At 61.6% G+C, this 21,751-nt stretch carries 22 protein-coding genes and 1 tRNA gene; 13 read left to right on the forward strand and 10 right to left on the reverse strand.

The genetic code is table 11. From position 1 onward, the window contains the following. Positions 1 to 18: 18 nt before the first annotated feature. Complete coding sequence (locus AMC99_RS10425) at positions 19 to 690, reverse strand: COQ9 family protein (RefSeq protein ID WP_061926318.1); 672 nt, start codon at positions 688 to 690, stop codon at positions 19 to 21. 2 nt (positions 691 to 692) lie between these two features. Further along, entirely contained in the window at positions 693 to 1,313 is a 621-nt protein-coding gene (locus AMC99_RS10430) for an ankyrin repeat domain-containing protein (protein WP_061926320.1), read from the reverse strand. A 70-nt stretch (positions 1,314 to 1,383) separates the two neighbouring features. Here AMC99_RS10430 and AMC99_RS10435 point away from each other — a divergent pair, with 70 nt between their 5' ends. The 8 genes from AMC99_RS10435 (at position 1,384) to AMC99_RS10470 (ending at position 8,120) form a co-directional block, all read left to right on the forward strand. After that, positions 1,384 to 2,007, forward strand: coding sequence for an SCO family protein (locus AMC99_RS10435; RefSeq protein ID WP_232301386.1), 624 nt, complete (start codon positions 1,384 to 1,386; stop codon positions 2,005 to 2,007). Next, positions 1,995 to 2,435 (forward strand): YcgN family cysteine cluster protein, encoded by a 441-nt coding sequence (locus AMC99_RS10440; RefSeq protein ID WP_061926322.1) that lies wholly within the window; start codon positions 1,995 to 1,997, stop codon positions 2,433 to 2,435. Before AMC99_RS10435 ends, AMC99_RS10440 begins: the two co-directional genes overlap by 13 nt. Next, on the forward strand, positions 2,432 to 3,154 hold the full coding sequence (locus AMC99_RS10445; RefSeq protein WP_061927934.1) for a M48 family metallopeptidase: 723 nt from the start codon (positions 2,432 to 2,434) through the stop codon (positions 3,152 to 3,154). Before AMC99_RS10440 ends, AMC99_RS10445 begins: the two co-directional genes overlap by 4 nt. Positions 3,155 to 3,208: 54 nt before the next feature. Next, positions 3,209 to 3,763: a DUF4402 domain-containing protein gene (locus AMC99_RS10450; protein WP_061926324.1), complete on the forward strand. Its 555-nt coding sequence runs from the start codon at positions 3,209 to 3,211 to the stop codon at positions 3,761 to 3,763. 65 nt (positions 3,764 to 3,828) lie between these two features. Continuing rightward, positions 3,829 to 4,272: a hypothetical protein gene (locus AMC99_RS10455; RefSeq protein ID WP_061927936.1), complete on the forward strand. Its 444-nt coding sequence runs from the start codon at positions 3,829 to 3,831 to the stop codon at positions 4,270 to 4,272. 10 nt (positions 4,273 to 4,282) lie between these two features. Beyond that, positions 4,283 to 5,239 carry a bifunctional diaminohydroxyphosphoribosylaminopyrimidine deaminase/5-amino-6-(5-phosphoribosylamino)uracil reductase RibD gene (gene ribD, locus AMC99_RS10460; protein WP_083440230.1) on the forward strand — a complete coding sequence of 319 codons (957 nt, stop codon included), beginning with the start codon at positions 4,283 to 4,285 and terminating at the stop codon, positions 5,237 to 5,239. Further along, on the forward strand, positions 5,240 to 5,857 hold the full coding sequence (locus tag AMC99_RS10465) for a riboflavin synthase (RefSeq protein WP_061926329.1): 618 nt from the start codon (positions 5,240 to 5,242) through the stop codon (positions 5,855 to 5,857). It begins immediately after the preceding gene. A 127-nt stretch (positions 5,858 to 5,984) separates the two neighbouring features. After that, entirely contained in the window at positions 5,985 to 8,120 is a 2,136-nt protein-coding gene (locus AMC99_RS10470; protein WP_061926331.1) for a hypothetical protein, read from the forward strand. Positions 8,121 to 8,191: 71 nt separating this feature from the next. On the opposite strand, the gene AMC99_RS10475 is transcribed toward AMC99_RS10470, so the two are convergent. The 4 genes from AMC99_RS10475 to AMC99_RS10490 form a co-directional block, all read right to left on the reverse strand. Continuing rightward, entirely contained in the window at positions 8,192 to 9,094 is a 903-nt protein-coding gene (locus tag AMC99_RS10475) for an OmpA family protein (protein WP_061926333.1), read from the reverse strand. Between the two features lie 330 nt (positions 9,095 to 9,424). Further along, the gene (locus AMC99_RS10480; RefSeq protein WP_061926335.1) at positions 9,425 to 9,967 is read right to left on the reverse strand and encodes a GNAT family N-acetyltransferase; all 543 of its coding nucleotides are present in this window, start codon (positions 9,965 to 9,967) and stop codon (positions 9,425 to 9,427) included. Between the two features lie 10 nt (positions 9,968 to 9,977). Next, positions 9,978 to 11,153, reverse strand: coding sequence for an amino acid aminotransferase (locus AMC99_RS10485; protein ID WP_061926337.1), 1,176 nt, complete (start codon positions 11,151 to 11,153; stop codon positions 9,978 to 9,980). Between the two features lie 103 nt (positions 11,154 to 11,256). Further along, entirely contained in the window at positions 11,257 to 12,048 is a 792-nt protein-coding gene (locus tag AMC99_RS10490; protein WP_061926339.1) for a DUF1134 domain-containing protein, read from the reverse strand. A 236-nt stretch (positions 12,049 to 12,284) separates the two neighbouring features. Between AMC99_RS10490 and AMC99_RS10495 the strand changes: the two genes are divergently transcribed. Together AMC99_RS10495 and AMC99_RS10500 are read left to right on the forward strand one after the other, a co-directional pair. Continuing rightward, a tRNA-Ser gene (locus tag AMC99_RS10495) sits at positions 12,285 to 12,376 on the forward strand. A 166-nt stretch (positions 12,377 to 12,542) separates the two neighbouring features. Next, entirely contained in the window at positions 12,543 to 13,691 is a 1,149-nt protein-coding gene (locus tag AMC99_RS10500) for a tyrosine-type recombinase/integrase (protein ID WP_061926341.1), read from the forward strand. A 242-nt stretch (positions 13,692 to 13,933) separates the two neighbouring features. On the opposite strand, the gene AMC99_RS10505 is transcribed toward AMC99_RS10500, so the two are convergent. Both AMC99_RS10505 and AMC99_RS10510 read right to left on the reverse strand, forming a co-directional pair. After that, complete coding sequence (locus AMC99_RS10505) at positions 13,934 to 15,520, reverse strand: ABC1 kinase family protein (protein WP_061926343.1); 1,587 nt, start codon at positions 15,518 to 15,520, stop codon at positions 13,934 to 13,936. Positions 15,521 to 15,524: 4 nt separating this feature from the next. Then, positions 15,525 to 16,016 carry a MarR family winged helix-turn-helix transcriptional regulator gene (locus AMC99_RS10510; RefSeq protein WP_066581776.1) on the reverse strand — a complete coding sequence of 164 codons (492 nt, stop codon included), beginning with the start codon at positions 16,014 to 16,016 and terminating at the stop codon, positions 15,525 to 15,527. Positions 16,017 to 16,141: 125 nt separating this feature from the next. Here AMC99_RS10510 and AMC99_RS10515 point away from each other — a divergent pair, with 125 nt between their 5' ends. The 3 genes from AMC99_RS10515 to AMC99_RS10525 all read left to right on the forward strand — a co-directional run bounded on the left by AMC99_RS10515 (position 16,142) and on the right by AMC99_RS10525 (position 20,308). Then, positions 16,142 to 17,269: an HlyD family secretion protein gene (locus AMC99_RS10515; protein ID WP_061926347.1), complete on the forward strand. Its 1,128-nt coding sequence runs from the start codon at positions 16,142 to 16,144 to the stop codon at positions 17,267 to 17,269. Positions 17,270 to 17,373: 104 nt separating this feature from the next. After that, positions 17,374 to 18,837, forward strand: a complete 1,464-nt coding sequence (locus tag AMC99_RS10520) for an MDR family MFS transporter (RefSeq protein ID WP_224199356.1) — start codon at positions 17,374 to 17,376, stop codon at positions 18,835 to 18,837. Positions 18,838 to 18,847: 10 nt separating this feature from the next. Continuing rightward, complete coding sequence (locus tag AMC99_RS10525) at positions 18,848 to 20,308, forward strand: efflux transporter outer membrane subunit (RefSeq protein WP_083440144.1); 1,461 nt, start codon at positions 18,848 to 18,850, stop codon at positions 20,306 to 20,308. On the opposite strand, the gene AMC99_RS13895 is transcribed toward AMC99_RS10525, so the two are convergent. Both AMC99_RS13895 and AMC99_RS10530 read right to left on the reverse strand, forming a co-directional pair. Then, positions 20,238 to 20,732, reverse strand: coding sequence for a hotdog fold thioesterase (locus AMC99_RS13895; RefSeq protein ID WP_083440145.1), 495 nt, complete (start codon positions 20,730 to 20,732; stop codon positions 20,238 to 20,240). The two genes, AMC99_RS10525 and AMC99_RS13895, sit on opposite strands and share 71 nt — an antisense overlap. After that, positions 20,729 to 21,634, reverse strand: a complete 906-nt coding sequence (locus AMC99_RS10530) for an alpha/beta fold hydrolase (RefSeq protein WP_038283498.1) — start codon at positions 21,632 to 21,634, stop codon at positions 20,729 to 20,731. Before AMC99_RS10530 ends, AMC99_RS13895 begins: the two co-directional genes overlap by 4 nt. Between the last annotated feature and the right edge of the window lie 117 nt (positions 21,635 to 21,751).

A 21,751-nucleotide genomic window follows, 5' to 3' on the forward strand; every position in this document is an offset into this window, starting at 1 on the left:
ATCAATAACCCGATTGCGTTAGCGGGAGGGATAGCGCAGCCGGCCGAGGAACCGGGTCACGCTGAAAGTCTCGCGCTGCGGGTTCAGCCATTTCGCCTTGGCCTTCTCGAAACGCATGACCCCGTCGATTCGCCGGTCGAGGAAAGCATAGGTATCCTGCTTGCCCTCGCTTTGATCTTCGACAAACACTGACAGCGTGGCTGCGTAGATAGAGCCCAGAATCGCGCGTTTCGTATAATGATTGTAATCGGTCGCAGTGTCGCCTGCGAGCCGCCACATGTGATCGGCGCTGCGCCACCCGGTCTTTACGGCGCGGCGCGCATTCTGCGGCATGGCCATGATCGCGGTTGCCCGGCGCAGGGCTTCTTCCAGACCCGTCACGGCTTCAAGCCGGAATGCGACGAGCGAGCGAATGCGCTCGCGGATTTTCATGGTGGCAATGCGATCCGGCGGAAAAGCGGCGACCATCGCAAGATCGATATTGTCGATCCACGCTTCGATCATGTCCATCGCGCCGCCGGGATAGGCCAGCTTGGCCACATCGGGATTGGCGCCGGCCATTTCGGCAGCCGTCACCAAGGCGGCCTCTGTCCAGCCATCGAAAATGGCAGAAGCTGCAACCTCCGGCGCCAAGGCGAGCCGCAGCTCGTCCAGCGTCATGTCGGCATAGTCGGGTGCCCCATCGACCATATTCAGAACGACGGCCCGTAATTGCCGGCCGCATTCTTGTCGGACTTGCTGGCGTCGGCCCGCTCGAACTCGTCGAGCATCGCCTTGTTGCTGATCGCCAGATTGGCGTAATCGCGCGCGGTCCGCCCTGAATTGTCGCTGCGATCGGGGTTCGCGCCATTTTCCAGCAGCATCCTGATCTGGGCGGTATCGCGGCGGTGGACCGCAGCGATCAGAGGCGTTTCGCCCGTGCTGTCGGTCACGTTGATGTCGGCGCCAGCCTTCAGCAGCGCTTCTGCGCCATCGGTGAACCCGGTCCTGATCGCCACCTGCAGCGGCGTGGTGCCGGTCTTGTCCTTGATGTTCGGATTGGCATCCTTGCCCAGCAGGAACTGGACCCAGACGAGGTCGCGGCGTTCGATGACGACGTGAAGCGCCGTCTTGCCGTCGGTAACGTCGCGGGCATTGATCAGCGTATTACCGGGTTCGCTGAGCTTCTTCGTGACGAGGTCGCCATCGCGATCCTTCACCGCTTTGAGGAACTCGTAACTGTCGGAAAACATCTGCGCCCCGGCCGGCATGGCTACGACACTTGTCGCGAGCGCCAACGCCACCCAAATCCTGCGCATAACGACACGCGTCATGCTGTCATCCTTTCGCAAACCCTGTCAGAAATCATTGCATAGAACATTGAACCCGCTCCGTTAGCAGACCATGAACCGCCACGCCATGCCCATCCCCTTCCGTTTTTGTTTCCTGATGCCGCTTGCCGCAGCGAGCCTTGCCCTGTCTGCCTGCGGCCAGACGGCCGATACGCCGGCGATGGAACCGCCGCTTGCAGGTGCAGATATCGGCGGTGAATTCGAGCTTGTGAACCAGGACGGCAAGCTGACGCGCTGGTCCGATTTCGACGGCCAGTACCGGATGATCTACTTCGGCTTCACCTTCTGCCCGGACATCTGTCCGACCGATGTCAGTCGCGCCATCAAGGGGCTGGAAAAATTCGCCGAGGACGAGCCGCAGCTCGCTGCAAAGGTCCAGCCGATCTTCGTATCGGTCGACCCGGAACGCGATACGCCCGAGGCTGTCGGCCAGTTCGCCTCGGCCTTTTCGGACCGCATGATCGGTCTGACCGGAACGCCGGAGCAGGTGAAGGCTGCTGCAGACACATTCCGCGTATTCTATTCGCGCGGAGAGGATACGCCGGGCGGCGGCTATCTCGTGAACCATTCCGCCATCGTCTATCTGTTCGGGCCCAAGGGCGAACCGCTGGCGACGCTGCCGACCGACCAGGGGCCCGATGCGGTCGCCGAAGAACTGGCGAAATGGGTGAACTGAGAGACCGCTTCTGGGAGCTGCCGCTCAAGGAGCTCAACCGGGCGGAATGGGAAGCCTTGTGCGACGGCTGCGGACGCTGCTGCCTGCACAAGATCGAAGATGCCGATACCGGCGAAATTGCCGACACCAATGTCGCCTGCAAGCTGCTCGACTGTTCGACCGGACGCTGCACCGATTATCGCAATCGCAAGGTCTTCGTGCCCGATTGCCTGCGGTTGACCTATCGCATCATGGACGATGTGCCATGGCTGCCTAAGACCTGCGCCTATCGCCTGCGCGCAGAGGGAAAGCCGCTGTATGAGTGGCACCATTTGCTGTCCGGCGATCCGGAGGCCGTGGTGCGCGCCGGGGTTTCGGTCGCTGGCAGGGTGATCAGCGAATACGATGCAGGGCCGCTCGAACATCACATCGTGGAGTGGGACTGGTGATAGACTGGCTCCGCCGCGAGATGATCGAGCCGGAGATCGAGCTCGATGGCGAAACCGTGCCGATCACCTTGCGCCGCCACCCGCGTGCGCGCCGGTTGACGATGCGGCTCGCGCCCGACGGCAGCGAAGTCAGGATCACCCTGCCGAAATGGGCACGCGGTTCCGAAGCGATCGCCTTTGCCCATGCGCGCCGTGACTGGCTGGCGAGCCAGTTCGCCAAGCTCCCCCCCCGCGCCGCGCCAGCCCCCGATGGCATGCTCACCTATCGCGGCAGGACGCTGCGGATCGCCTGGGACCGGGACCTGCCGCGCCTGCCCGCGCTCAACGAAAACGAGGTCACGCTGGGCGGTCCGGAGCATTCGCTCGAAACGCGGCTGAGGCGATGGCTGGAGCAGGAGGCGCTGCGCCTGTTCGAGGATGATGTCGCATTTTATTGCTCGCGGGCCGATCTTGAGCCGGTGGCCGTCGGCCTGTCACGCGCCCAGCGGCGCTGGGGCAGTTGTTCGGACCGGCAACGGATCCGGCTCAACTGGCGGCTGGTGCAGGCACCCGACATGGTGCGGCGTTCGGTCGTGGCGCATGAAGTGACCCATCTGGTTCATTTCGACCACAGTGCCGCATTCCACGCGATGCTCGGCGACCTGTTCGAAGACGACATTGCTGCAGCCGACGCCTGGCTGAAACAGAACGGCCGCGGGCTTTACGCGAGCTTCGGATAGGCATCCGGCACGATACGTAACACTTCGTTTACCCTGTTTCTCTAGATTCAGGTCATGTTCCGTGCGGCCATCCTTCTGGCGATCGCGCTTCTCGCCCTTCCGCTACCTGCGGACCAGGCGCTGGCGCAGCGTGGGAAAAACAAGGGTCAACCTCCCCCTTGCGAACTCAACACGAACGTCCAGATCAACAATCCCAATTGCACGACCGAGCCGGTCGTCCTGACCGTCCAGACCAATATCGACTTCGGCAGGCTCGTCCTCGTCGGTGATGGCGTGGGCCACGCGGTCCTCGACCTCAGCACTGGCGACAAGATCATGTTCGGGGGTCTCGACGACCTCGGCGGTTTTGCCGTGACCGGACGGGCTGTCGTCACCGGATCGCCCAACCGGGCGCTGCAGATCGTCATGCCGACCACGATCACAATGGCCGATCCCGCAGGCGGGCAGGCCGAACTGCGCGACATCGTGACCAGCCTCTCTGCACTGCCGGTGCTCGATGTGAACGGCCAGCTCGTGTTCGAGTTTTCGGGCACGCTCTACACCGATACTGCCACTGCATTGGGCGGGGTCCTGCGCGGGCGGATACCAATCAGCGTCCAGTATAACTGACGTCCTGCGGCGCGCCGCAGACCGTTTCTCTGGCACTTTTGCGCGCAGCACCCTATTTCAAGGGCATGCTTTCGAAATCCCGTTTCAATCCCGGCCCCGGCCTGGCCGATTTCTGGTCCGAGTTTACCCGGCCCAATCCCTATCGCTGGCCGATCCTGATCGCGTCGATCATCCCGATCGGTGCCGTGCTGTACTGGGCGACATCGGAAACGGTTTATGCTCCGCCTGAACGGCCCAACGTGACCTACATTACCAGCTTCGCGGCAGATCGTACCGACGCAGAAATTGCAGCTTCGAACGAGGCAAACCAGCAGCGCAAGGACGAACTTCGCGCCCGTCTGGAAGAGATCGAGGCGCAGAAGCGCGAAATGTACCGCGAACTTGGCCGTGCAAGCGGTATGGATGTCGACGCCATGGAAGCCAAGATCGAAGCCGACCGTGCGCGCGAGGAGGCCGCACGATCCGCTGCCGAAAACCCGGAAGCGACGGTTGCCGACACCGAGCGATGACCTGCGCTGGATGGCTGCCGCGGCAAGGCTGGCGGCACGCGCTCGCCCGCTGAGCCGGCCCAATCCGGCGGTCGGCGCGCTGTTGGTCAAAAACGGACATGTCATTGCCCGTGGCTGGACCCAGCCGGGCGGCAGGCCACATGCAGAAGCGCATGCCCTTGGCGAGGCGGGTTCGGCTGCGAGCGGGGCGACGCTTTATGTGACTCTGGAACCGTGCGCGCACCGGTCGGAACGCGGACCGGCCTGCGCGGATATCACTTCCGAAGCAGGGCTGGAGCGTGTCGTGATTGGCCAGCACGATCCCGATCCGCGCACTGCGGGCGACGGGGTCGAACGGCTCAGACAGGCCGGAATTAAAGTCGACCTGCTGGACGACGATGCATCGCGAGGCAGCCTTGCCGGATATCTCATGACGAAGCGCGAAGGGCGCCCGTTCGTCACGCTCAAACTCGCCATGTCGCTGGACGGGTGCATCGCCCGCGCTGATGGCGAAAGCCAGTGGATCACCGGAGAGGCAGCCCGCGCCCATGTCCATGCCCGGCGCGCCCGACAGGACGCGATCCTCGTCGGCGGAGGCACCTGGCGCAGCGACAAGCCCCGGCTCGACGTTCGCCTGCCCGGCCTCGCAGAACGCAGCCCCAAACGCGTGCTGCTGAGCCGGGGGGTGGCCCCCGACGGTGTTACTGTCTTCAATGATCCTGCGCAGATTTCACGCCTCGAAGGCGTTCAGTACCTCTACGTCGAAGGGGGAGCGGGCGCTGCTGCCAGCTTCCTTGCAGCCGACCTTGTCGATCGCATCGAAATTTACCGCGCGCCAATCGTCATCGGCGAAGGTCTGCACGCCATTAGCGATATTGGCCTCGGCAGCCTGCCCGAAGCGCATGGCCGCTGGCGCATGACCGATCGCCGCCAGCTTGGCAGCGACGAATTCGCCGCCTATCAGCGCATTCGCGAGGAGAATGACTGAGTGTTCACTGGTATCGTCACAGCAATCGGCAGCGTCACCAGCGTGGAGGATCGCGGCGACCTGCGTGCAGTCATCTCGTGCCCGTGGGATCCGGCAGGCATCGACATCGGTGCCTCCATCGCCTGCTCGGGCGTCTGCCTGACGGTCGTAGATCGCGGCGGCCAGGAAGGTGACGCGTGGTTCGCGGTCGATATCTCCGCCGAAACCGTCAGCCGTACGGCCCAGGACCAATGGCGCGAAGGGCGCAGGCTGAATCTCGAACCCGCCCTGCGCATGGGCGATGAACTGGGCGGCCACATCGTGACCGGCCATGTCGATGCGGTCGGACGCATCGCCCTGCGGCGCGATGTCGGCGGGTCGGACAGGTTCGAAATCCTCGCCGGCAAGGCCATCGCGCCCTATGTCGCCGAAAAAGGCTCGATCACGGTCGATGGCGTGTCGCTGACCGTCAACGAGGTCCATGACGAAGCCAATGGCGATGTCCGATTCGCGCTGAACATCATTCCCCACACAGGCGAAGTCACGACGCTCGGCTCGCTGCAGGAAGGCGACAGTGTTAACCTCGAGATCGACGTGCTTGCGCGCTATCTCAAGCGAATGCAGTCGCTCGCCGGTTAGGTTAACCGCGCAGCTTGTTCCTGCGCGCAGCGTGGGCTAGCCTCCCCTCACAACGAAAATAGGTCGCGCATCGCTGTGCCATCCGCAGTTGCGTTGCGGCATGGCGGGACAGTCATGGGAGGGACCTATGTTTCGTCGAATACCAATCGCCGGATTCGTATCACTCATTGCGATTGCCACCACGGCAAGCGCGCAGCAGGCGACCCTGAGCAGGTCGCAGGTGCAAAGCACGGAGCTTGAGCGTCCGGCAGAGCTCCAGGTTCAGGCACCGGCCGATTCCACGATCCTGAAAGCACGCAGCACCGAAGCCCTGCTCCGCCAGCGACCGGTGCAGAAGAGGATGACGATCCAGTCGGTTCGTGCCCAGCCGATCGTCCAGCTGAAGCAGGGAACTGCCGACATGCGCCCCGTGCTGCAGAATCCCGCGTCACCCATCAATGTCGCGCAACGCCTGCGAACGGCGCCGCAATTGGCAACCGTGCAGGCCGACACTTTCGAGGTCGCGGAAATCCCCGAAGGGATCGTGGTGCGCCAGTTCCTCGCATACCAGTTGCAGCCGGGCGCATGCACCGACCCCGGCAAGCGTAGGACGGTGGAATCGAAGGGTGTCGAATGCTTCACCCGCAAGACTGACAGCCAGCGCAAGGCAGGATTTGCCGATAGCGCCGACCAGGCTCGCTATGTCGCCGATCCTGCGGCCCGCAGCCGGGCTATCGCGGCATCGGACAGAGCCGTTGCCGAACAGCAGGCCGAAATCGATTCCGATATTGCGCAGCTGCGCCAGTCATTGTCGGGACCGGGACGCGCACAGATCGTCGCCCAGGTAGGTGAAGCAGAGGCTAATCGCCTTGCTGCACTATCCGACGAGCAGCTCCAGGCGGAAATGCTTGGCCGCGCCGAAGTTGCCATCGAAGAGGTGATGTTCGTCCCCAACCTTGAAGCGCAGGACCTGCGGATCAAGGCCCAGCCGACCTTCGGCAAGGCGGTGCGTCCGCCGCGTGCCGATTTCGAGCTGGTGAAAGCTGCCATCGACCGCGATGCAATCGATGCGCGCGTGCTCGCCGCAGGCGGGGTAGAAGCGGAATCCTCGCCGCCGGCACCGTCGCGGCCGACGGACCTGCGCACGGTACCAACACGTCCGCAGGGCATGACCGATTTCCAGGCCAACCCGGCTCTCGACATCACGCAGGATATCGCGATCGACCGCGAGATTTACCTGACGGGTTTTACGCTCGGGCGCAGCCATGAATGGCGCCGACGTGTTTCGATCACGGTTGCCTGGTGCCTGCTCGGATGCAAGCGCACCTACTACGTCGAACCCTATGCCGGCTTCGGCTACGGCTTCGGTTTGCGACTGCCCCTGCAGATGGATGGCACGTGGAGGTACAGCCACCAGAACAGGCAGGAAAAGGCCTACTTCATTCCGGAATTCAAACCGATCAACGCCAATACGCAGCAATATGCAGCGGCGGGCCTTCCCAGTGCGCAGCGCTTCGATGGACAGGAACTGGTGGCAGAAGCGCAGGCCTATGCCGGTGTCGTCTACAAGCTGACGGGCAATTGGCAGGGCAATATCGGGGTCGATGTCGGCGTCGACCTGACCGACCGCCTGCCCGATCCCTTCAGGAACGGTCAGTTCACACCGCCTGCACCCGGACAGACGACGCCTCCAGTGACGCGGACCATCGACCAGGTCGATCTGCTCCTCGGCCGCGCACAGTTCGGGCCGGTCGGGGCCAAGGTGCACCCGGCGATCAAGATGGAGCTTTTCTCCGAAGGGCTTCAATTCAGCCTAAGCGACCATGTCGCCAACAAGCTCACTCCGATGAACCAGAGCGGCAAGGCCTATTCGGTCGCGGTGAACGACAATCACTACAGCCGCTTTTCGGTGAGCGATCCGGTCTACAATCTCGGCTTCCAGATGACGCCGGGTCTCGTTGGACGGGTCTATGTCGATATCGCTGTCTGGTCCCATCATTGGGACTGGCCGGTGTGGTTCCCACAGCTGAAGGTGCAGCTGCCGCCCAACGGGGTCGATTTCACCTGCCACGCGGGCACGACCTGCGGCCACCAGTACAAGCTGAGGGCAGATCACTGGCGGCCGGCCCCTAGGGCCAACGCGACCACTCGCCCGGCACGCACCAATCCGCCAGCGCGCACCAATCCGCCAGCGCGCGCCAATCCGCCAGCGCGCGCCACGCCCGAGGTGCAGCCGCAGCGGGTCTCCCCAACGCGCGCGCCGGCCCGCACGACGCCCGACTGAACAGTCGCGGACAAGACGAAAAAGGGCGAGCCTCGCGGCTCGCCCTTCGACGTTTCAGCTTTTGAGCCTGATCAGCCCTCGTCGACAGCCTTGCTGACGAGGATGTTGACCGAAACGCGGCGGTTCTGGCGACGGCCTTCGGCGGTCGAATTGTCCGCCAGCGGATCCGATTCGGCCATGCCGGTCGGGGTCAGCATGCGCCACGGCTTCCAGCCGCACTTCTGCTGCAGGTAGTTCACGACCTTTCCTGCGCGGCGTTCGCTCAGGACCTGGTTGTAGTCCTCGTCACCCACGGAGTCGGTGTAACCGACCACCAGCAGCAGGGCGTTGTCCATGCTTTCCGCTTCGGCAGCAGCTGCGCACAGCTCGCTTTCGGCCGAACCCTGCAGGTTCCACTTGCCGGTGTCGAAATAGACGTTGGTCGTGCCCTTGATGTTGTACTTGTCGATGTCACCCATGCGGCCACGCAGCGCTTCGGTAGCAGCAGCGTTGGCGTTGATCGCAGTTTCGTTGGCGACGAAGCGCTGGTTGGTGCCGTTGCTGATCATCGCAGCGGTCTTGAGGTCCTTCGACTTCAGCGCGATGTCGGTCGCGACCAGGCCATTGGCCCAGCGCACGGTATCGACTTCGACCGGAAGGCCGTTGAGCAGCGCCGAAGCGGTCAGCTTGTCCTTGCTCAGGCCGAGGAAACCGCCGCTCGAACGGATCTTGGTGCCTTCACTCAGAAGAAACACGGTGCTCGTGCCGTCCGCGCTGGTGACCTGCACCTTGTTGCCGCTGCGAGCAGTGATCATGCCTTCGACGGCGGGACCTTCGGCCATACCTTCGAGATCGGCCGGCGGCGAACCATAGACCGTCGTCAGGACTTCGCCTTCCTGCGAAGTGGCTTCCTGGGCCGACACGCCGCCTGCAACGGAAGCGGCCAGCATGGCGGTCATGATGAGGGCGCTCGGCCCCTTGGATACGACTTTCATAATTTCACTCCTTCGAAATTCGACGGCCGACCCTGAAATACTGCGACCCAGTGAAGCCCGCCAACATCGGCGGACCCGGCTATCGGAAATCCAATTCTTCTTATCTTGCCCTTGTGGAACGCAATCAGACACGTCCGGGCATTGAGGATTTCGCGCAGTGTTGAGGGCGCCCTTTCTGTCAGATTAACACCTGATCGCATACCCCCGATTACGGGGGTGTTTCGGGCGCGAGTTGCGATGAACCGTTTTTCGCAATGGCGGATTTACGCCATTTCGGAGGTCAATTTTTCGGAAATACGGCCAGATTCGGGCAGCCGAAAGCGCCAAACTCTAGCCCGCAAGAGGCCCCGAGGCGAAGCTGTCGCGGGTGATTTCATAGACGATATGGATCACCCGCTTGCCATCATACCGGCTCAGTTCGGTGCGGCGCGTACGCTCGGCCCCGATATTCTCCAGCGCCTGGCGTGAACGCCAGTTGGTCTCGCCGACGCGGAAATCGACCCGCTCGACAAACTCGAAAGCGTGCGCGAGCATCAACCGCTTCATCTCGTGATTGATGCCCTTGCCCCAGTATCGCGGGGCGAGGAAGGTCCAGCCGATTTCTACCGAACCGCCGTCCTCGGGCTCGTATTGCTGGAAGCGCGAGGAACCGATGATCGCATCGCTCGACTTGTCGATCACGGCGAGCGCCCCGCCCTTGGCCAGCGCATCGTCGAAGAAGGCGAGGAATACGTCCTCGCGCCAGCGATCGTGCATGGGGTGCTGTTCCCACACCTGCGGATCCGATGCGATCGCGTAGAGCGCGTCCCAATCGGCAGGCTCGAGCGGCCTCAGCAGCAGGCGCTCTCCTTCGAGGACAGGCTGCCGATCCATCCTCAGGTCTTCAGCCGGTAACGGCGGTCAGGGCAGCAATGAACTTGTCGATATTGCCCATGTGAAGCCCGGCGATGTTGATCCGTCCGGAACCGGCCATGTAGATCGCGTGCTCTTCGCGCAGCTGCTTCACCTGGTCGGGAGTGACGGAGAGCATGGCGAAAAGGCCATTCTGGTCGGCAAGCGGGCGCAGGTCCACGCTGCCAGCCACACCCGCTTCGGCAAGGCGCGCACGGACCTGCCGCATGCGATCGCGCATCTGCGTCAGCTCGTCCTGCCACACAGCGGTCAGTTCGGGGTCGCACAGCACCAGCCGGACAACCGCACCGCCGTGATCCGGCGGCATCGACCAGCTGGCCCTGGCAAGCGCATTGGCGTTGGAGAATACGGTTGCCAGGTCATCGGGCGTACGCGTCATCGCATAGAAAGCGCCGACGCGGTCACGATAGAGGCCGAAGTTCTTGTCGCAGCTATAGGCGACGAAAGCTTCCGGAACGGCGGCCAGGACCTTGTGCAGGCCCACGACATCTTCTTCCATGCCGTGGCCCAGGCCCTGGTAGGCAAGGTCGATGATCGGGAAGACGCCCGTCTGGGCAAAGGCATCGGCAATCGCAGCCCATTCTTCCGGCGTGTAATCGATCCCGGTCGGGTTATGGCAGGATCCATGCAGCAGCACCGCGTCATTGGGCTGCGCGCCCTTGATCGCTGCAAGCAGGGATTCGATGTCGGCGCTGCCGTCGGCCTTCGAATGCGAGAACGGCACCATCTCGAGCGCGATGTCGCTCAGGATCTGTGCGTGGTTCGGCCAGCTCGGCGTGCCCATGTGGATACGCTCGATACCGGCACGCTGCGCCAGCGCAACGGCGAGGCGGACCGCCCCGGTACCACCGGGCGTCTGCATTCCCTGAACGCGGCCGCCCATGGTCGCATCGCTGCCGAAGATATAGGGCATGAGCGCTTCTACGAAGCCCATGTCGCCTTCGGGCCCGAGATAGCTCTTCGAATCCTGCTCATCGACCAGCTTCTGCTCGGCTCGCTTGACCGCTGCAAATACCGGCGTGTCACCCTGCCCCGTTCGATAGACGCCGACCCCGAGGTCGACCTTGTCCGGCCGTTCGTCGGCGGCATACATCTTGATCAGCGCAAGGAGCGCGTCGGGCGGCTGGGAGGTGAGTCTTTCGAGCATGACGCCGTTCCATTGCCCAGACAAAGTAAGGGCCGCAACAGGAAATACCCTTGCGGCCCTGATAAACTGTCTTGCCCGGCTATGCGGGCGTGGTTTCAGCCCTTCAGAAGGGCAACCAGCGCTGCTTCTTGCTGAACTTCATGTAGCCTGCATTGACGCCGAGCCTGAGACCTGCGCCCATGCGGATCGGGATCAGCACAACGTCGCCCTTGCGCAGGTAGCTGGCGGTGAGGCCGCCGATGACATAGGCCTGACCCTCGCCTGCCGGATAACGCTCGTACAGCTCCTCGCTGTCGTAGAGATTGTACACGAGGACAAAGGTGTTGCCGGCATTGGCACCGGCGTCGAAGCCGATCGACGGGCCGGTCCAGTACACCTTGCGCTCGCCTTCGACCTTGTGATGCAGCGTGCCCGAACCATAGCGGGCACCGACGATGAAGGCACCGCTTGCTTCACGCCCGACGATGTAGGCATTCGGCTCGCCCTGGTCCTTCAGCATTTTTTCGATCATGCGCGCCAGGCCCTCGGCACCCTTGCCGAACACGCCCTCGGCCGCGCCGATCAGGTCGTCCTCGCCATAAGTGCTCGATTCGGCACTTGCGTCGACGGTTGCATCTGCGCCAGCCGTCGCCGGGTCGCTCCACTGGGGAGCGCTGGGAGCATCGGCGGGCGGCGTCTGGCTGTATGTCACGCTGGTGTCGACATCGGCCTGGACGCTCTGCCCGTCAGGCGCGGCATCGTTTGCCGGAGCAAGGTCGCCATCGATGGCACCGGTGAAGGCGGCATCGGGGTCGAAGCTTTCGACTTCCTGTGCGGCAAGCGGTACCGAAGCGAGCGATAGCGCGCCAATGGCTGCAACGAATGTGGTTTTAAAACTGGCAAACCGGCCGATCATCGTAATTCTCCCGGTCCGATACGGACCCCTGCACCTTTCAGAAGAATCGCAAGCTGGGCGAACCACAATTGCGCGGCGGTGAACCGAATCGAAAATGCGGCGAACCGAGTCCCACAGCCTGCGAAGCGAGCAGATTCGCGACTTGCGCGCTTTTTTGACGGTTTGGGTTGATGCCTTAACTTCCCGCGATTATAGCGCGCGTCTCGCAGCCGAGGGATGACCCGTCTGCGCAGTGCGGAGACGTGGGTGAGTGGCTGAAACCAGCTCCCTGCTAAGGAGCCATACCTCTATCGGGGTATCGAGGGTTCGAATCCCTCCGTCTCCGCCACCTATACCATCCCTAGATATCCCAGAAAGTCCCTGAAAGCCGCAGAATTCTGAGGTTTTTCGGACTTGCATCGGAATCTCTAGTTCTTATTTTGTTCTAACCCTTCCCACACTTTCTACCCACTATTGTGGGAGCAGATGTGGGAAGAGAACCAGGATGGATGGCTATGGGAAAACTTTCCGCTGCTCAGATTCGAGCTCTCACTAAACCGGGCCGCTACATGGATGGCGATGGCCTATCGCTGCTGCTCACCGCCCCAAAAAAGGGGTATTGGGTGCTGCGCGCGACCATAAACGGGCGCCGAAGGGACATCGGCCTAGGGCCACTAGACTTAGTTACATTGGCTGAAGCCCGCGAACTCGCGATCGACATGCGCCGCGATATTCAGCGAGGCATTGATCCGATCGAAGAGCGCAAGCGCCAGAAAATCGAAATCCTCACGTTCAAGGCCGCTGCCGAGAAGGTCCACTCCGAGCAAAAGGCGGCCTGGAAAAACGGGAAGCATCAGGATCAGTGGATCAATACACTCGAAACCTATGCTTTTCCCAAGCTCGGCGACCGGCTCGTAAATGACATCGAGGGCCCACTCATCCGAGAAGTGCTCCTCGACATCTGGCTGGAAAAGCCAGAGACAGCTCGCCGCGTAAAGCAACGGATCGGCGTTGTGCTCGATTGGGCCTATGCAAACGGAATGCGCGCGACCGAAGCGCCGATGCGCTCGCTGAGTCGTGCGCTGCCACGGCAGCCCAAGCAGGACGGCCATTTCGCTGCGATGCCCTATGAGGATGTCCCAACTTTCTTGAAGCATCTGCACAAGCGAACGAGTGTCGCACGGCTCGGGCTTGAGTTCCTGATCCTGACTGCCTCTCGATCGGGCGAAGTGCGGGGTGCTAAATGGGCGGAGATCAATCTGGACGCAAAACTCTGGACTGTCCCAGCGGAGCGTATGAAGGTCGGCAAGGAACATGTGGTCCCGCTGACCGATGCGGCAATCGACGTGCTCGAACGTGCCAGACCTTACTACGCTGAATGCAGCAATCTGGTCTTCCCGGGTCGCAATGTCTTGCGCCCGATGTCCGACATGACGCTGCTCAAGATCCTGCGTTACGCGAAGCTAGCCTTCACGGTGCACGGCTTTCGATCTGCGTTCCGAGATTGGGCCGCCGAGAAGACAAGCTACCCCGGCGAAGTGGCGGAAGCGGCGCTAGCGCACTCGGTCAGCAACAAAGTGGAAGCGGCCTATCGCCGTACCAACTATTTGGACAAGCGGCGTGAGCTGATGCGCGAATGGTCAGACTTCTGCGTCGGAAGATAAAGAAGCGCTCTCGTGGGCACGACGGCTTTGCGCCCTAATAGCAGCCATAAAGTCAGGCGAGGACAAACCTGAAAGCTGCTGTTCCAAAGTTTCGTCTGATTGAGGAAAATAAGCCTTCAATCGCAATAGGTCGAAAAATTTTCTTCGCGATGCGTCTTGGTCGCTGAAGTGAGGCGCATGAAATCCTCGTTAAGTTCGGCTTTGCCGTATCGTGACCGTGCACGAATTAAGTTGCTCCTTCATTATGACTTTCGGATGAGCACCACCCCAGCAATCACAAGCGCGCCGCCAGCCAGAAGCCAGGATTGATCGACAAGCAACGCGCTAGCTATGATCAATGCGGCAGCTAGAGGGCCTTTCAAGGACTGACGCTCATTGCGAAGTCCAGCGAGCTGCTCGATACTGAGCGGATCGAGCTGAACCGGCACATATCCTGACTTTGCGATCGAGTTCGCAGTGGCAAGTATGTCGGGCAAGGACGCCGACAAACCCAGCAGCTGACCGCGAAGTCTCTTCAAACCCGACCGAGCGCTGCCGAGCGAGAACCGCTCGGCGAGAAGCTCCGTCATGATCGGCCGGGTCTCTTCGGCGATGTTGTAGTCCGGTGCCAGCGATCGGACGAAGCCCTCTGCAGTCAACAAGGTACGCAGAAGAATGGCCAGATCAGGTGGCAGAACCAGTCGATAATCCCGCAACAGATCGAAAACGCGGGAAAAAATCTGCGAGAACTCGATGCCAGATAGCACGGTCCCCCTGAACTCTCCAATCAACTGATCCAGATCCACCGCGAGCGCATCGCGATCCACCTTCGGCTCCCCCGCCCATGCGAGCAGGACATCCGCGACATCGCTGGTTTCCTCACCAGCAATCGCAAGCACGAGGCGGACGATCTCGTCGCGCCTGGCCTTGGTGAGCGTCCCGACCGATCCGAAGTCGATGAAGCCGACATCCTGCTCGCCGATCAGGAAAACATTGCCGGGATGGGGGTCGCCGTGAAATTCGCCGTTTAGAATGATCATCCGCAGGACAGCGTTGGCATAGCTTTTAGCGAAAGCCGCCACCCGCGGGTCGCCCGATGGGCTGCCCAGCGAAGACGCGGGCCTGCCGTACAGGCGTTCCTGAACGTTCACCCGCAGCCCGGTCAGTTCCCAATGGATGGCCGGGGTCCTGACGCCGATGGTATCGAGATATGCGCCGATCCGCTCGCAGGCTCGGGATTCCGCAGCGAGGTCCATCTCCCAGGCAAGATTGCGGCCGAAGGTCCGCAGAAACTCGACTGGCCGGTAACGCGCGATATCCGGCGACCGTGCTTCCACGATCCCGGCAAGGCGTATAAGGAGGCGCACATCAGCCTCCATCCGAGCGGCAGTGCCTGGCCGCCGAACCTTCACGATGACCTCGCTTCCGTCCCGCAGTCTGGCGGAATAGGTTTGCGCTATGGAGGCAGAGGCCAAAGGCTTTTCGTCGAACTGCGCAAAGTCGCTCCGCCAGTCCTCACCCCAGCTTGAAGCAAGTACGGGCTCGATATCTGCGAAGGGCACTGACGACACCTGATCGTGCAGGGTTGAGAATGCCGTGATCCAGTGTTCGGTAAACAGATCGCTTCGGGTGGCGAGGAGTTGCCCCAGCTTTATGCCGACTGGCCCGATGTCACGGAGGAACGCCACAACTGCAGCCGGACGAAATTCGCGAGGATCGATGACATTGCTCGAAGAGGGAATAAATCCGAGGGCTCCGGCGAGATTCTTCGCGCCGTGCCTCATTAGGATTTGGCCGATCTCCGCGGCGCGAGCGATGCTGCTGATAGGCTTTTCCGGGGGCGATGCCATGATTTTACTCAGCCTCGGCCCGGAGTTGGTCCAGATTTTCCGATACCCTTGCAAGAATCTGCTGCAACGTTTGCTTCTCGTCGGCGGCAATGTCGCGCCAAAGCAGACCATGAAGCCTATCCGCGGAGCCTCTCAGTTCGGGCAGCAGATCGTCAAGCTGCTCCGTGAGGATGAGCTGCCACGCTCGCCGATCCGTCTCAGCTCGAAGCCTTTTCATCAGCCCGCGTGCGCAAAGACCTGCAACCGCCTGGCCGATGGTCGCCGATTCCAGTTCCAGTTTCTTGGCGATTTCAGCCTGCGTAAGGGCAGGATCGCGAAGAAGTTGTCCGATGATCCTCCACTGTGTCTGATTGAGACCGATCCTGGCGACCCTCGCATCGTACACTCTGCGCGCGCCGCGACTGATCTCGTCCATAAGATAGAGAATGCGGTCATCATCGGTGATGACCTTCTGCCGACGCTGAGACCGTGACATGGTATCTGGTTTTTCATCCATAGCGCTGTGTAGTCGGATAGCCTCGGATGCCCAAATGCAAACTGCTAAATGCCTTTACTATCTGACTCACGGCTCATAGGGCGCGAGACGCGTTCACCTTTTACTGAGGCTGCCGAAAGAGTCAGATGACCGATAACTCCAACCAACCGGAGCAGGAGGGCACAACCCCAACGAAACCGCAATCGCGGCGTGGCTTGCGCATCGTGCTAATCATCGTTGGTCTTGCCGTGCTGCTTGGCGGGATCTGGTGGTACTACCGGCACGTAACCTACGGACAGTACATGCAGACGACCGATAACGCCTATGTCGCTGCCGACAGCGTCGTTATCTCTTCCAAGGTAGCGGGATACGTCGAAGAGGTCTTCGTGGGGGAGAACGAGCAGGTTGCTCGCGGCGGAGCCCTCGTACAACTGGATCTGCGGGATTATCAGGCGCAAGCGCAACAGGCGCGCGCACAGATCGCTGCGACCCTGGCCGGTGCCGACACAATCCGTTCTCAGGTAGCCGAACAGGATGCAGCCATTCGCCAGGCGCGGGGCCAACTCGCCGCCGCGCGCGCAGCACTGGACCTCGCGAACGACCAGGTGGCGCGATATCGGCCCCTTGCCGCGACAGGAGCCGAACCGCGGGAAAAGCTAGACCAGTATGAGGCGCAGGCGCGGCAAGCGCGGGCCGAACTCGTCGCCGCGCAGGCGGCGGTGGCTGCCGCGACCGCGCGCCGAGGGACCCTGTTCGAGCAGATCAACCAGACCCAGGCGCAGGCGGACGCTGCTCGCGCTCAGCTGGAAACAGCCGACCTTACGGTTGAATCGACCTTGCTGCGCGCCAGCAAGGCCGGACGCGTCGGCGATCTCTCGGTGAGGGTGGGCCAGTTCGTGCAACCGGGTCAACGTTTGATGACGGTGGTTCCGGTGAGGGCGATCTACGTGACGGCAAACTTCAAGGAAACGCAGGTCGGCCTGATCCGGGCCGGCCAAAGCGTCAGGCTCGAAGTTGACGCCCTACCCGACCTTGAGATCGCGGGACGAGTGGTCAGCATATCGCCGGGAACGGGCGCGGAATTTTCCATCCTCCCCCCCGAAAATGCCACCGGCAACTTTACCAAGATCGTTCAACGGATACCCGTCCGCATCGGTATCGATGCTCCCCCTGAAGTGCGGCGTCTGCTCGTTCCCGGCATGTCGGTAGTGGCTACGGTCGACACCCGGAATGCTGCCGGCGAATTGGAAGAGATCTCGAGTCGGACTCAATGACCGAGATACTGGCAGCGCAGGACACTTCGATCGGGCCGGCCGGGGGCCGAAAGAACGCAGACGTGACTGCCTGGGTCGCTGTGGCCGCGGGCGCGCTTGGCGCCATGCTCGCGACGCTGGACATATCAATCGTCAATTCCGCACTCCCCGTCATTCAGGGCGAGATCGGTGCCACAGGCGCCGAAGGCACCTGGATTGCTACGTCATTTCTCGTTGCTGAAATCGTCGTCATTCCGCTGAGCGCTTGGCTCGAACGGCTGTTCGGTCTGCGAACCCTCCTCATCATCGCGGTTAGCGCGTTCACCGCATTTTCGGTGCTATGCGGGATTGCAACCGACCTTACGACCATGATCATCGGCCGAACGGGTCAGGGATTCACGGGCGGAGTCCTCATTCCGACCGCAATGACTATTGTGGCTAAACGATTACCGCCGCACCAACAGCCAATCGGAATGGCCCTGTTCGGCATGACTGTGGTTCTTGGCCCCGTGATGGGGCCATTGATCGGCGGCTGGCTGACCGAGAACCTGAGCTGGCACTATGCCTTTTTCGTCAATGTGCCAGTCTGCGCAATCCTGCTGCTCTTGCTGTTTATCGGGCTGCCTCACGAAAAGCCCAAATGGGAATATCTCACGGACGCCGATTGGGCTGGCATTCTCGGGCTGATCCTCGGACTGGGCGGTCTGACTGTTGTACTCGAGGAAGGGCACCGTGAGGAATGGTTCGAGTCCTCACTCATTCGCTGGCTAACGGTGGTGACCATTATCGGCTTTGCCTGTTTGATTTACGGACAGGTGAAGGCACGCAAGCCAGTCTTGAAGTTGCAGCTCCTGTTCAATCGACAGTTCGCCAGCGTCGCGATCATGGCGCTCGCCCTGGGCATGGTGATGTATGGTTCGACCTATGTCATTCCGCAGTTTCTGGCGATCATCTCTGACTATAATGCTTTTCAGACGGGACTGGTCATCTTCTGGATGGGTGTCCCGGCCTTTCTCCTGATGCCGGTTCTGCCCCTGATGATCCGCAAGGTGGACATCCGCATTGCCGTCGGCACCGGAATGCTGCTGATGGCGATCAGCTGCTTTGTCAGCACGAGTCTGACCGCCGAATCCGGCGGCGCTGTCTTCACTGAAAGTCAGCTTATCCGCGGGGCCGGAATGATACTTGCGATGATGTTCCTGAATCAGGCAACGGTTGCGTCGGTGGCCAAGGAAGACGCGGGCGATGCCTCGGGCATTTTCAACGCGGCCCGCAATCTTGGCGGATCATTCGCCCTCTCGGCCCTCGCTTCGTTCCAGGACCAGCGAATTTGGCACCATACGAGGCGCATGGAAGAAACGCTGAATGCGAACAGCGTTTCGCTGCAGACCTATCTCGACGGACTGGCGCGAAGCTTGGGCGATATGGAACGGGCGATGGCGGCACTCGGCGGCACTCTCCAGCGCGAAGCGTTCATCATGACCTACAATGATGTCTTTCTGGTGATGGGACTTCTCACACTCGCGACGGTCCCGCTTGTTCTGTTCCTCAAGCCGCTTCCGGAAAATGTCTCCCTTTCGATGCACTGAGCCCGAGATTATGCGCCACTTGCTACCTCCGATTATCACTATCGCCTTGCTAGCTGGATGCACGGCAGGGCCCGATTATGCAGGCCCCCCGGAAGTTGTGTCAGCAGACACGGGCACTCGCTTTGTGCGCGCTGGCAGTGATGTGAGCGCATCTGATCCGGTTGTCGCTCAATGGTGGCTGCTGCTCGGCGATCCCGAGTTGACGCGGCTGGTGGAGGCTGCGCTGTCCGGCAACCCTTCGCTCGCCGCAGCGCAGGCGCGCATTGCCCAGGCACGGGAATCCATCAGGCAAGACCGTGCGGGTCGAATGCCATCGCTTGGGGCACAGGCCAGCACCGTGCAGGGCCGGCTTCCTGGTCTCGACATTCAAGGCGGGGCGCCCCCCCCGTCAGAGCAAACCAATTCCGACGCAGAAATCGATGACTCGCTCAGCTTTTTCAATGTGGGCCTTAACGCCAACTGGGAGCTGGAGTTCGCCGGTGGCTCGCGCAGGCGCATTGAAGCCAGCAATGCCCAAGCTGCTGCAACGGTGGCCAATGCAGAGGACGCAAAGGTCCAGTTGACTGCCCAAGTGGCCAGCACCTACGTCAATTTGCGGGAGGCCCAATTCCGCGCAGAGCAATTTGAGGCGCAGACTTCGTTGCAGGAAGAGATCCTGGCGCTGACATACCAACGCTATCAGCGCGGTGCATTGCCGCTTTTCCCGGTAGGCACCGCGAATGCCGAACTGGAGATGCTCAAGTCACAACTTGCCGAAGCTGAAGCGGATATCGCAGTCCTGTCTGATGCACTCGCTATACTGACCGGACAGGTGCCGGGATCAGTTGATGCAGCGCTCACGACTGCGCATTCCATTCCCATGCCGCCAGAGCAGGTCGCGATCGGCGATCCGGCAAGCCTGGTGGCGCGTCGGCCTGACATAAGGGCGGCCGAACGGTCTCTTGCCGCGTCGACGGCGCGGATCGGGGTGGCCGAGGCGGCGCGGTTCCCGAAATTGTCCTTCACGGGGATCCTGGGCCTCGGCGGATCCTCGTTGGACGACGTTGTCGATGTCGGCGATTTCTCCGCACTCGCGATCCCGCGCCTCCAGTGGAATTTTCTGGATTTCGGCAGGGTAGACGCTGCGATCGACCAAGCCGGGGCGGCGCGCAACGAAGCAGTCGCCAATTACCAGCAGACGGTGCTTCTGGCACTGCAAGACGCCGAACGTGCCTTGGCTCGCTTCGGCCAGCAGCGTGTGGCGCTCGCTGCCAGTATGCAAATCAAGAAGCAGGCTGACGGCGCGGCGGACCTGAACCGCCAACGTTTTGCCGCAGGAGCGATCTCGAAGGCTGACCTCAACCGGGCCCTGCGAGAACAGCAGCAGGCCTCAGCAGACCTCGTCCGGGCAAAAGGTGCCCTTACGCTGGCGTGGATCGCGCTGCAGAAGTCGCTGGGCCTTGGGTGGCAAGAGCCTGTTCGAGATCAATAGTCCCGCCGCGCTGATCAAGTGATCCGGTTGACGAGAAGTAGGCGCCCCTGCCGCTGGCGACCAACTTTTCGTCGGGCTCGAGAACCCGGGTTTCCGCCACCGAAATCTGTCGCCCGACCTTCACGATCTGTCCGTGAGCAGTGAGAGGTCCTGAGGTTGCAGGACGGTGGTAATCGACATGCAGATCGGCCGTCGCTCTCGCCGCGACGCCCCCGGCAAGCAGAGTATAAAGCCCGGTGAGGTCGACCAGTGAAGCCAGGATCCCTCCATGCGCCGACCCAATCATAGGGTTCGACACGATCTCTTCGCGCCATGGCATGGTGATCGCGATTCCTTGGTCGGAGCATGTCGCAATCTCCAGCCCAAGCCATCGGTGAAACGGCGCGATATGCAGCATTTCCTGCAAGCGCTCTCGATCGATCATAGCTCCCTCGTCCCATGTGGGTGAGTCGTATCGGATGAGTGATGGCGCCCTAGGAAATCGACGATAGCGGCGGAAAAGGCGTCGTTCGCATCGCCCACGACCATATGCGTGGCATCGGCGATGTCCGTGTATTCTGCATGGGGGGCGAGTTGCCGCAGATGCAAAACGGCCTCTTCGGAAACAAGATCGCTAGAGGCGCCTCGGATGAGGTGAAGCGGAAGCGTGAGTTTCGCCGCAGCTTGGCTCAGCATTGCCGATTGACGTTCCTGGTTGTCTGGGTCGCCTTGTCTGGCCGCCATTATATTACGGATAAACACTGGGTCCCAGTGCCAATAGAAGCGCCCATCCGACTTCTGCCGCAGATAGTTTTTCAGACCATCGCTCGCGCCCCGCTTGGGACGATGCGGCATGTAGCGAGCGATCACGTCGGCCGCCTCCTCTGGTGAGGCGAAGCCGCTATCGACATGCTCTTCCATGAAACCAACCACGCGCATCACACCGCTGGGCTCCATGCGCGGGGCAATGTCGACCAATGTGAGTGAAGCAAAGCTACCTGGAGCAAGCTCCCCTGCGGCAATCAGTCCAGCGAGCCCGCCCAGTGAAGCGCCGACCAGCGCTGGCTTCTGGTCCAGGCGCGACGCTGCAGCGACCAGATCCGCCGCGAAGTCGCGCATTTCATAAGCTCCGCATGGCGACCAATCGCTGTCTCCGTGACCGCGCATGTCGAAGGCGATTGCGCGAAAGCCGGCTTGAGCCAGCTCGCTGACCACCCTTCTCCACGCGCGCCGTGTCTGCCCGCCGCCGTGCGCAAGAAGGACGGGTTTAGCGTAGGCATCCCCCTCAGCCTCGGCTGTAAGAGAAATCGCGCCTGCGCCCTCAATCGTAAAGGTTTCTCTCGCCATCTCCGGATGGTAGGAAAGGCGCGCTAAATAGTAAACCGATTTAGTTTGTGGCTCTCGGCTCCGTGTTGGCTGTCCTGCAGGGGCGTTTCAACGACGGCAAAAGTCTATGCCAAGAGG

It is taken from the genome of Altererythrobacter epoxidivorans (assembly GCF_001281485.1).
Lineage (GTDB): Bacteria > Pseudomonadota > Alphaproteobacteria > Sphingomonadales > Sphingomonadaceae > Erythrobacter > Erythrobacter epoxidivorans.

What these genes read in the sequence shown, in the direction of transcription:
- AMC99_RS10510 (WP_066581776.1), bottom strand. Translation starts at nt 16,016, where the DNA reads ATGGATGAAAAACCAGATACCATGTCACGGTCTCAGCGTCGGCAGAAG.
- AMC99_RS13895 (WP_083440145.1), bottom strand. Translation starts at nt 20,732, where the DNA reads ATGATCGATCGAGAGCGCTTGCAGGAAATGCTGCATATCGCGCCGTTT.
- ribD (WP_083440230.1), top strand. Translation starts at nt 4,283, where the DNA reads ATGGCTGCCGCGGCAAGGCTGGCGGCACGCGCTCGCCCGCTGAGCCGG.
- AMC99_RS10485 (WP_061926337.1), bottom strand. Translation starts at nt 11,153, where the DNA reads ATGCTCGAAAGACTCACCTCCCAGCCGCCCGACGCGCTCCTTGCGCTG.
- AMC99_RS10470 (WP_061926331.1), top strand. Translation starts at nt 5,985, where the DNA reads ATGTTTCGTCGAATACCAATCGCCGGATTCGTATCACTCATTGCGATT.
- AMC99_RS10530 (WP_038283498.1), bottom strand. Translation starts at nt 21,634, where the DNA reads ATGGCGAGAGAAACCTTTACGATTGAGGGCGCAGGCGCGATTTCTCTT.
- AMC99_RS10515 (WP_061926347.1), top strand. Translation starts at nt 16,142, where the DNA reads ATGACCGATAACTCCAACCAACCGGAGCAGGAGGGCACAACCCCAACG.
- AMC99_RS10450 (WP_061926324.1), top strand. Translation starts at nt 3,209, where the DNA reads ATGTTCCGTGCGGCCATCCTTCTGGCGATCGCGCTTCTCGCCCTTCCG.
- AMC99_RS10480 (WP_061926335.1), bottom strand. Translation starts at nt 9,967, where the DNA reads ATGGATCGGCAGCCTGTCCTCGAAGGAGAGCGCCTGCTGCTGAGGCCG.
- AMC99_RS10435 (WP_232301386.1), top strand. Translation starts at nt 1,384, where the DNA reads ATGAACCGCCACGCCATGCCCATCCCCTTCCGTTTTTGTTTCCTGATG.
- AMC99_RS10490 (WP_061926339.1), bottom strand. Translation starts at nt 12,048, where the DNA reads ATGATCGGCCGGTTTGCCAGTTTTAAAACCACATTCGTTGCAGCCATT.
- AMC99_RS10430 (WP_061926320.1), bottom strand. Translation starts at nt 1,313, where the DNA reads ATGACGCGTGTCGTTATGCGCAGGATTTGGGTGGCGTTGGCGCTCGCG.
- AMC99_RS10520 (WP_224199356.1), top strand. Translation starts at nt 17,374, where the DNA reads ATGCTCGCGACGCTGGACATATCAATCGTCAATTCCGCACTCCCCGTC.
- AMC99_RS10505 (WP_061926343.1), bottom strand. Translation starts at nt 15,520, where the DNA reads ATGGCATCGCCCCCGGAAAAGCCTATCAGCAGCATCGCTCGCGCCGCG.
- AMC99_RS10440 (WP_061926322.1), top strand. Translation starts at nt 1,995, where the DNA reads ATGGGTGAACTGAGAGACCGCTTCTGGGAGCTGCCGCTCAAGGAGCTC.
- AMC99_RS10525 (WP_083440144.1), top strand. Translation starts at nt 18,848, where the DNA reads ATGCGCCACTTGCTACCTCCGATTATCACTATCGCCTTGCTAGCTGGA.
- AMC99_RS10500 (WP_061926341.1), top strand. Translation starts at nt 12,543, where the DNA reads ATGGGAAAACTTTCCGCTGCTCAGATTCGAGCTCTCACTAAACCGGGC.
- AMC99_RS10475 (WP_061926333.1), bottom strand. Translation starts at nt 9,094, where the DNA reads ATGAAAGTCGTATCCAAGGGGCCGAGCGCCCTCATCATGACCGCCATG.
- AMC99_RS10455 (WP_061927936.1), top strand. Translation starts at nt 3,829, where the DNA reads ATGCTTTCGAAATCCCGTTTCAATCCCGGCCCCGGCCTGGCCGATTTC.
- AMC99_RS10425 (WP_061926318.1), bottom strand. Translation starts at nt 690, where the DNA reads ATGGTCGATGGGGCACCCGACTATGCCGACATGACGCTGGACGAGCTG.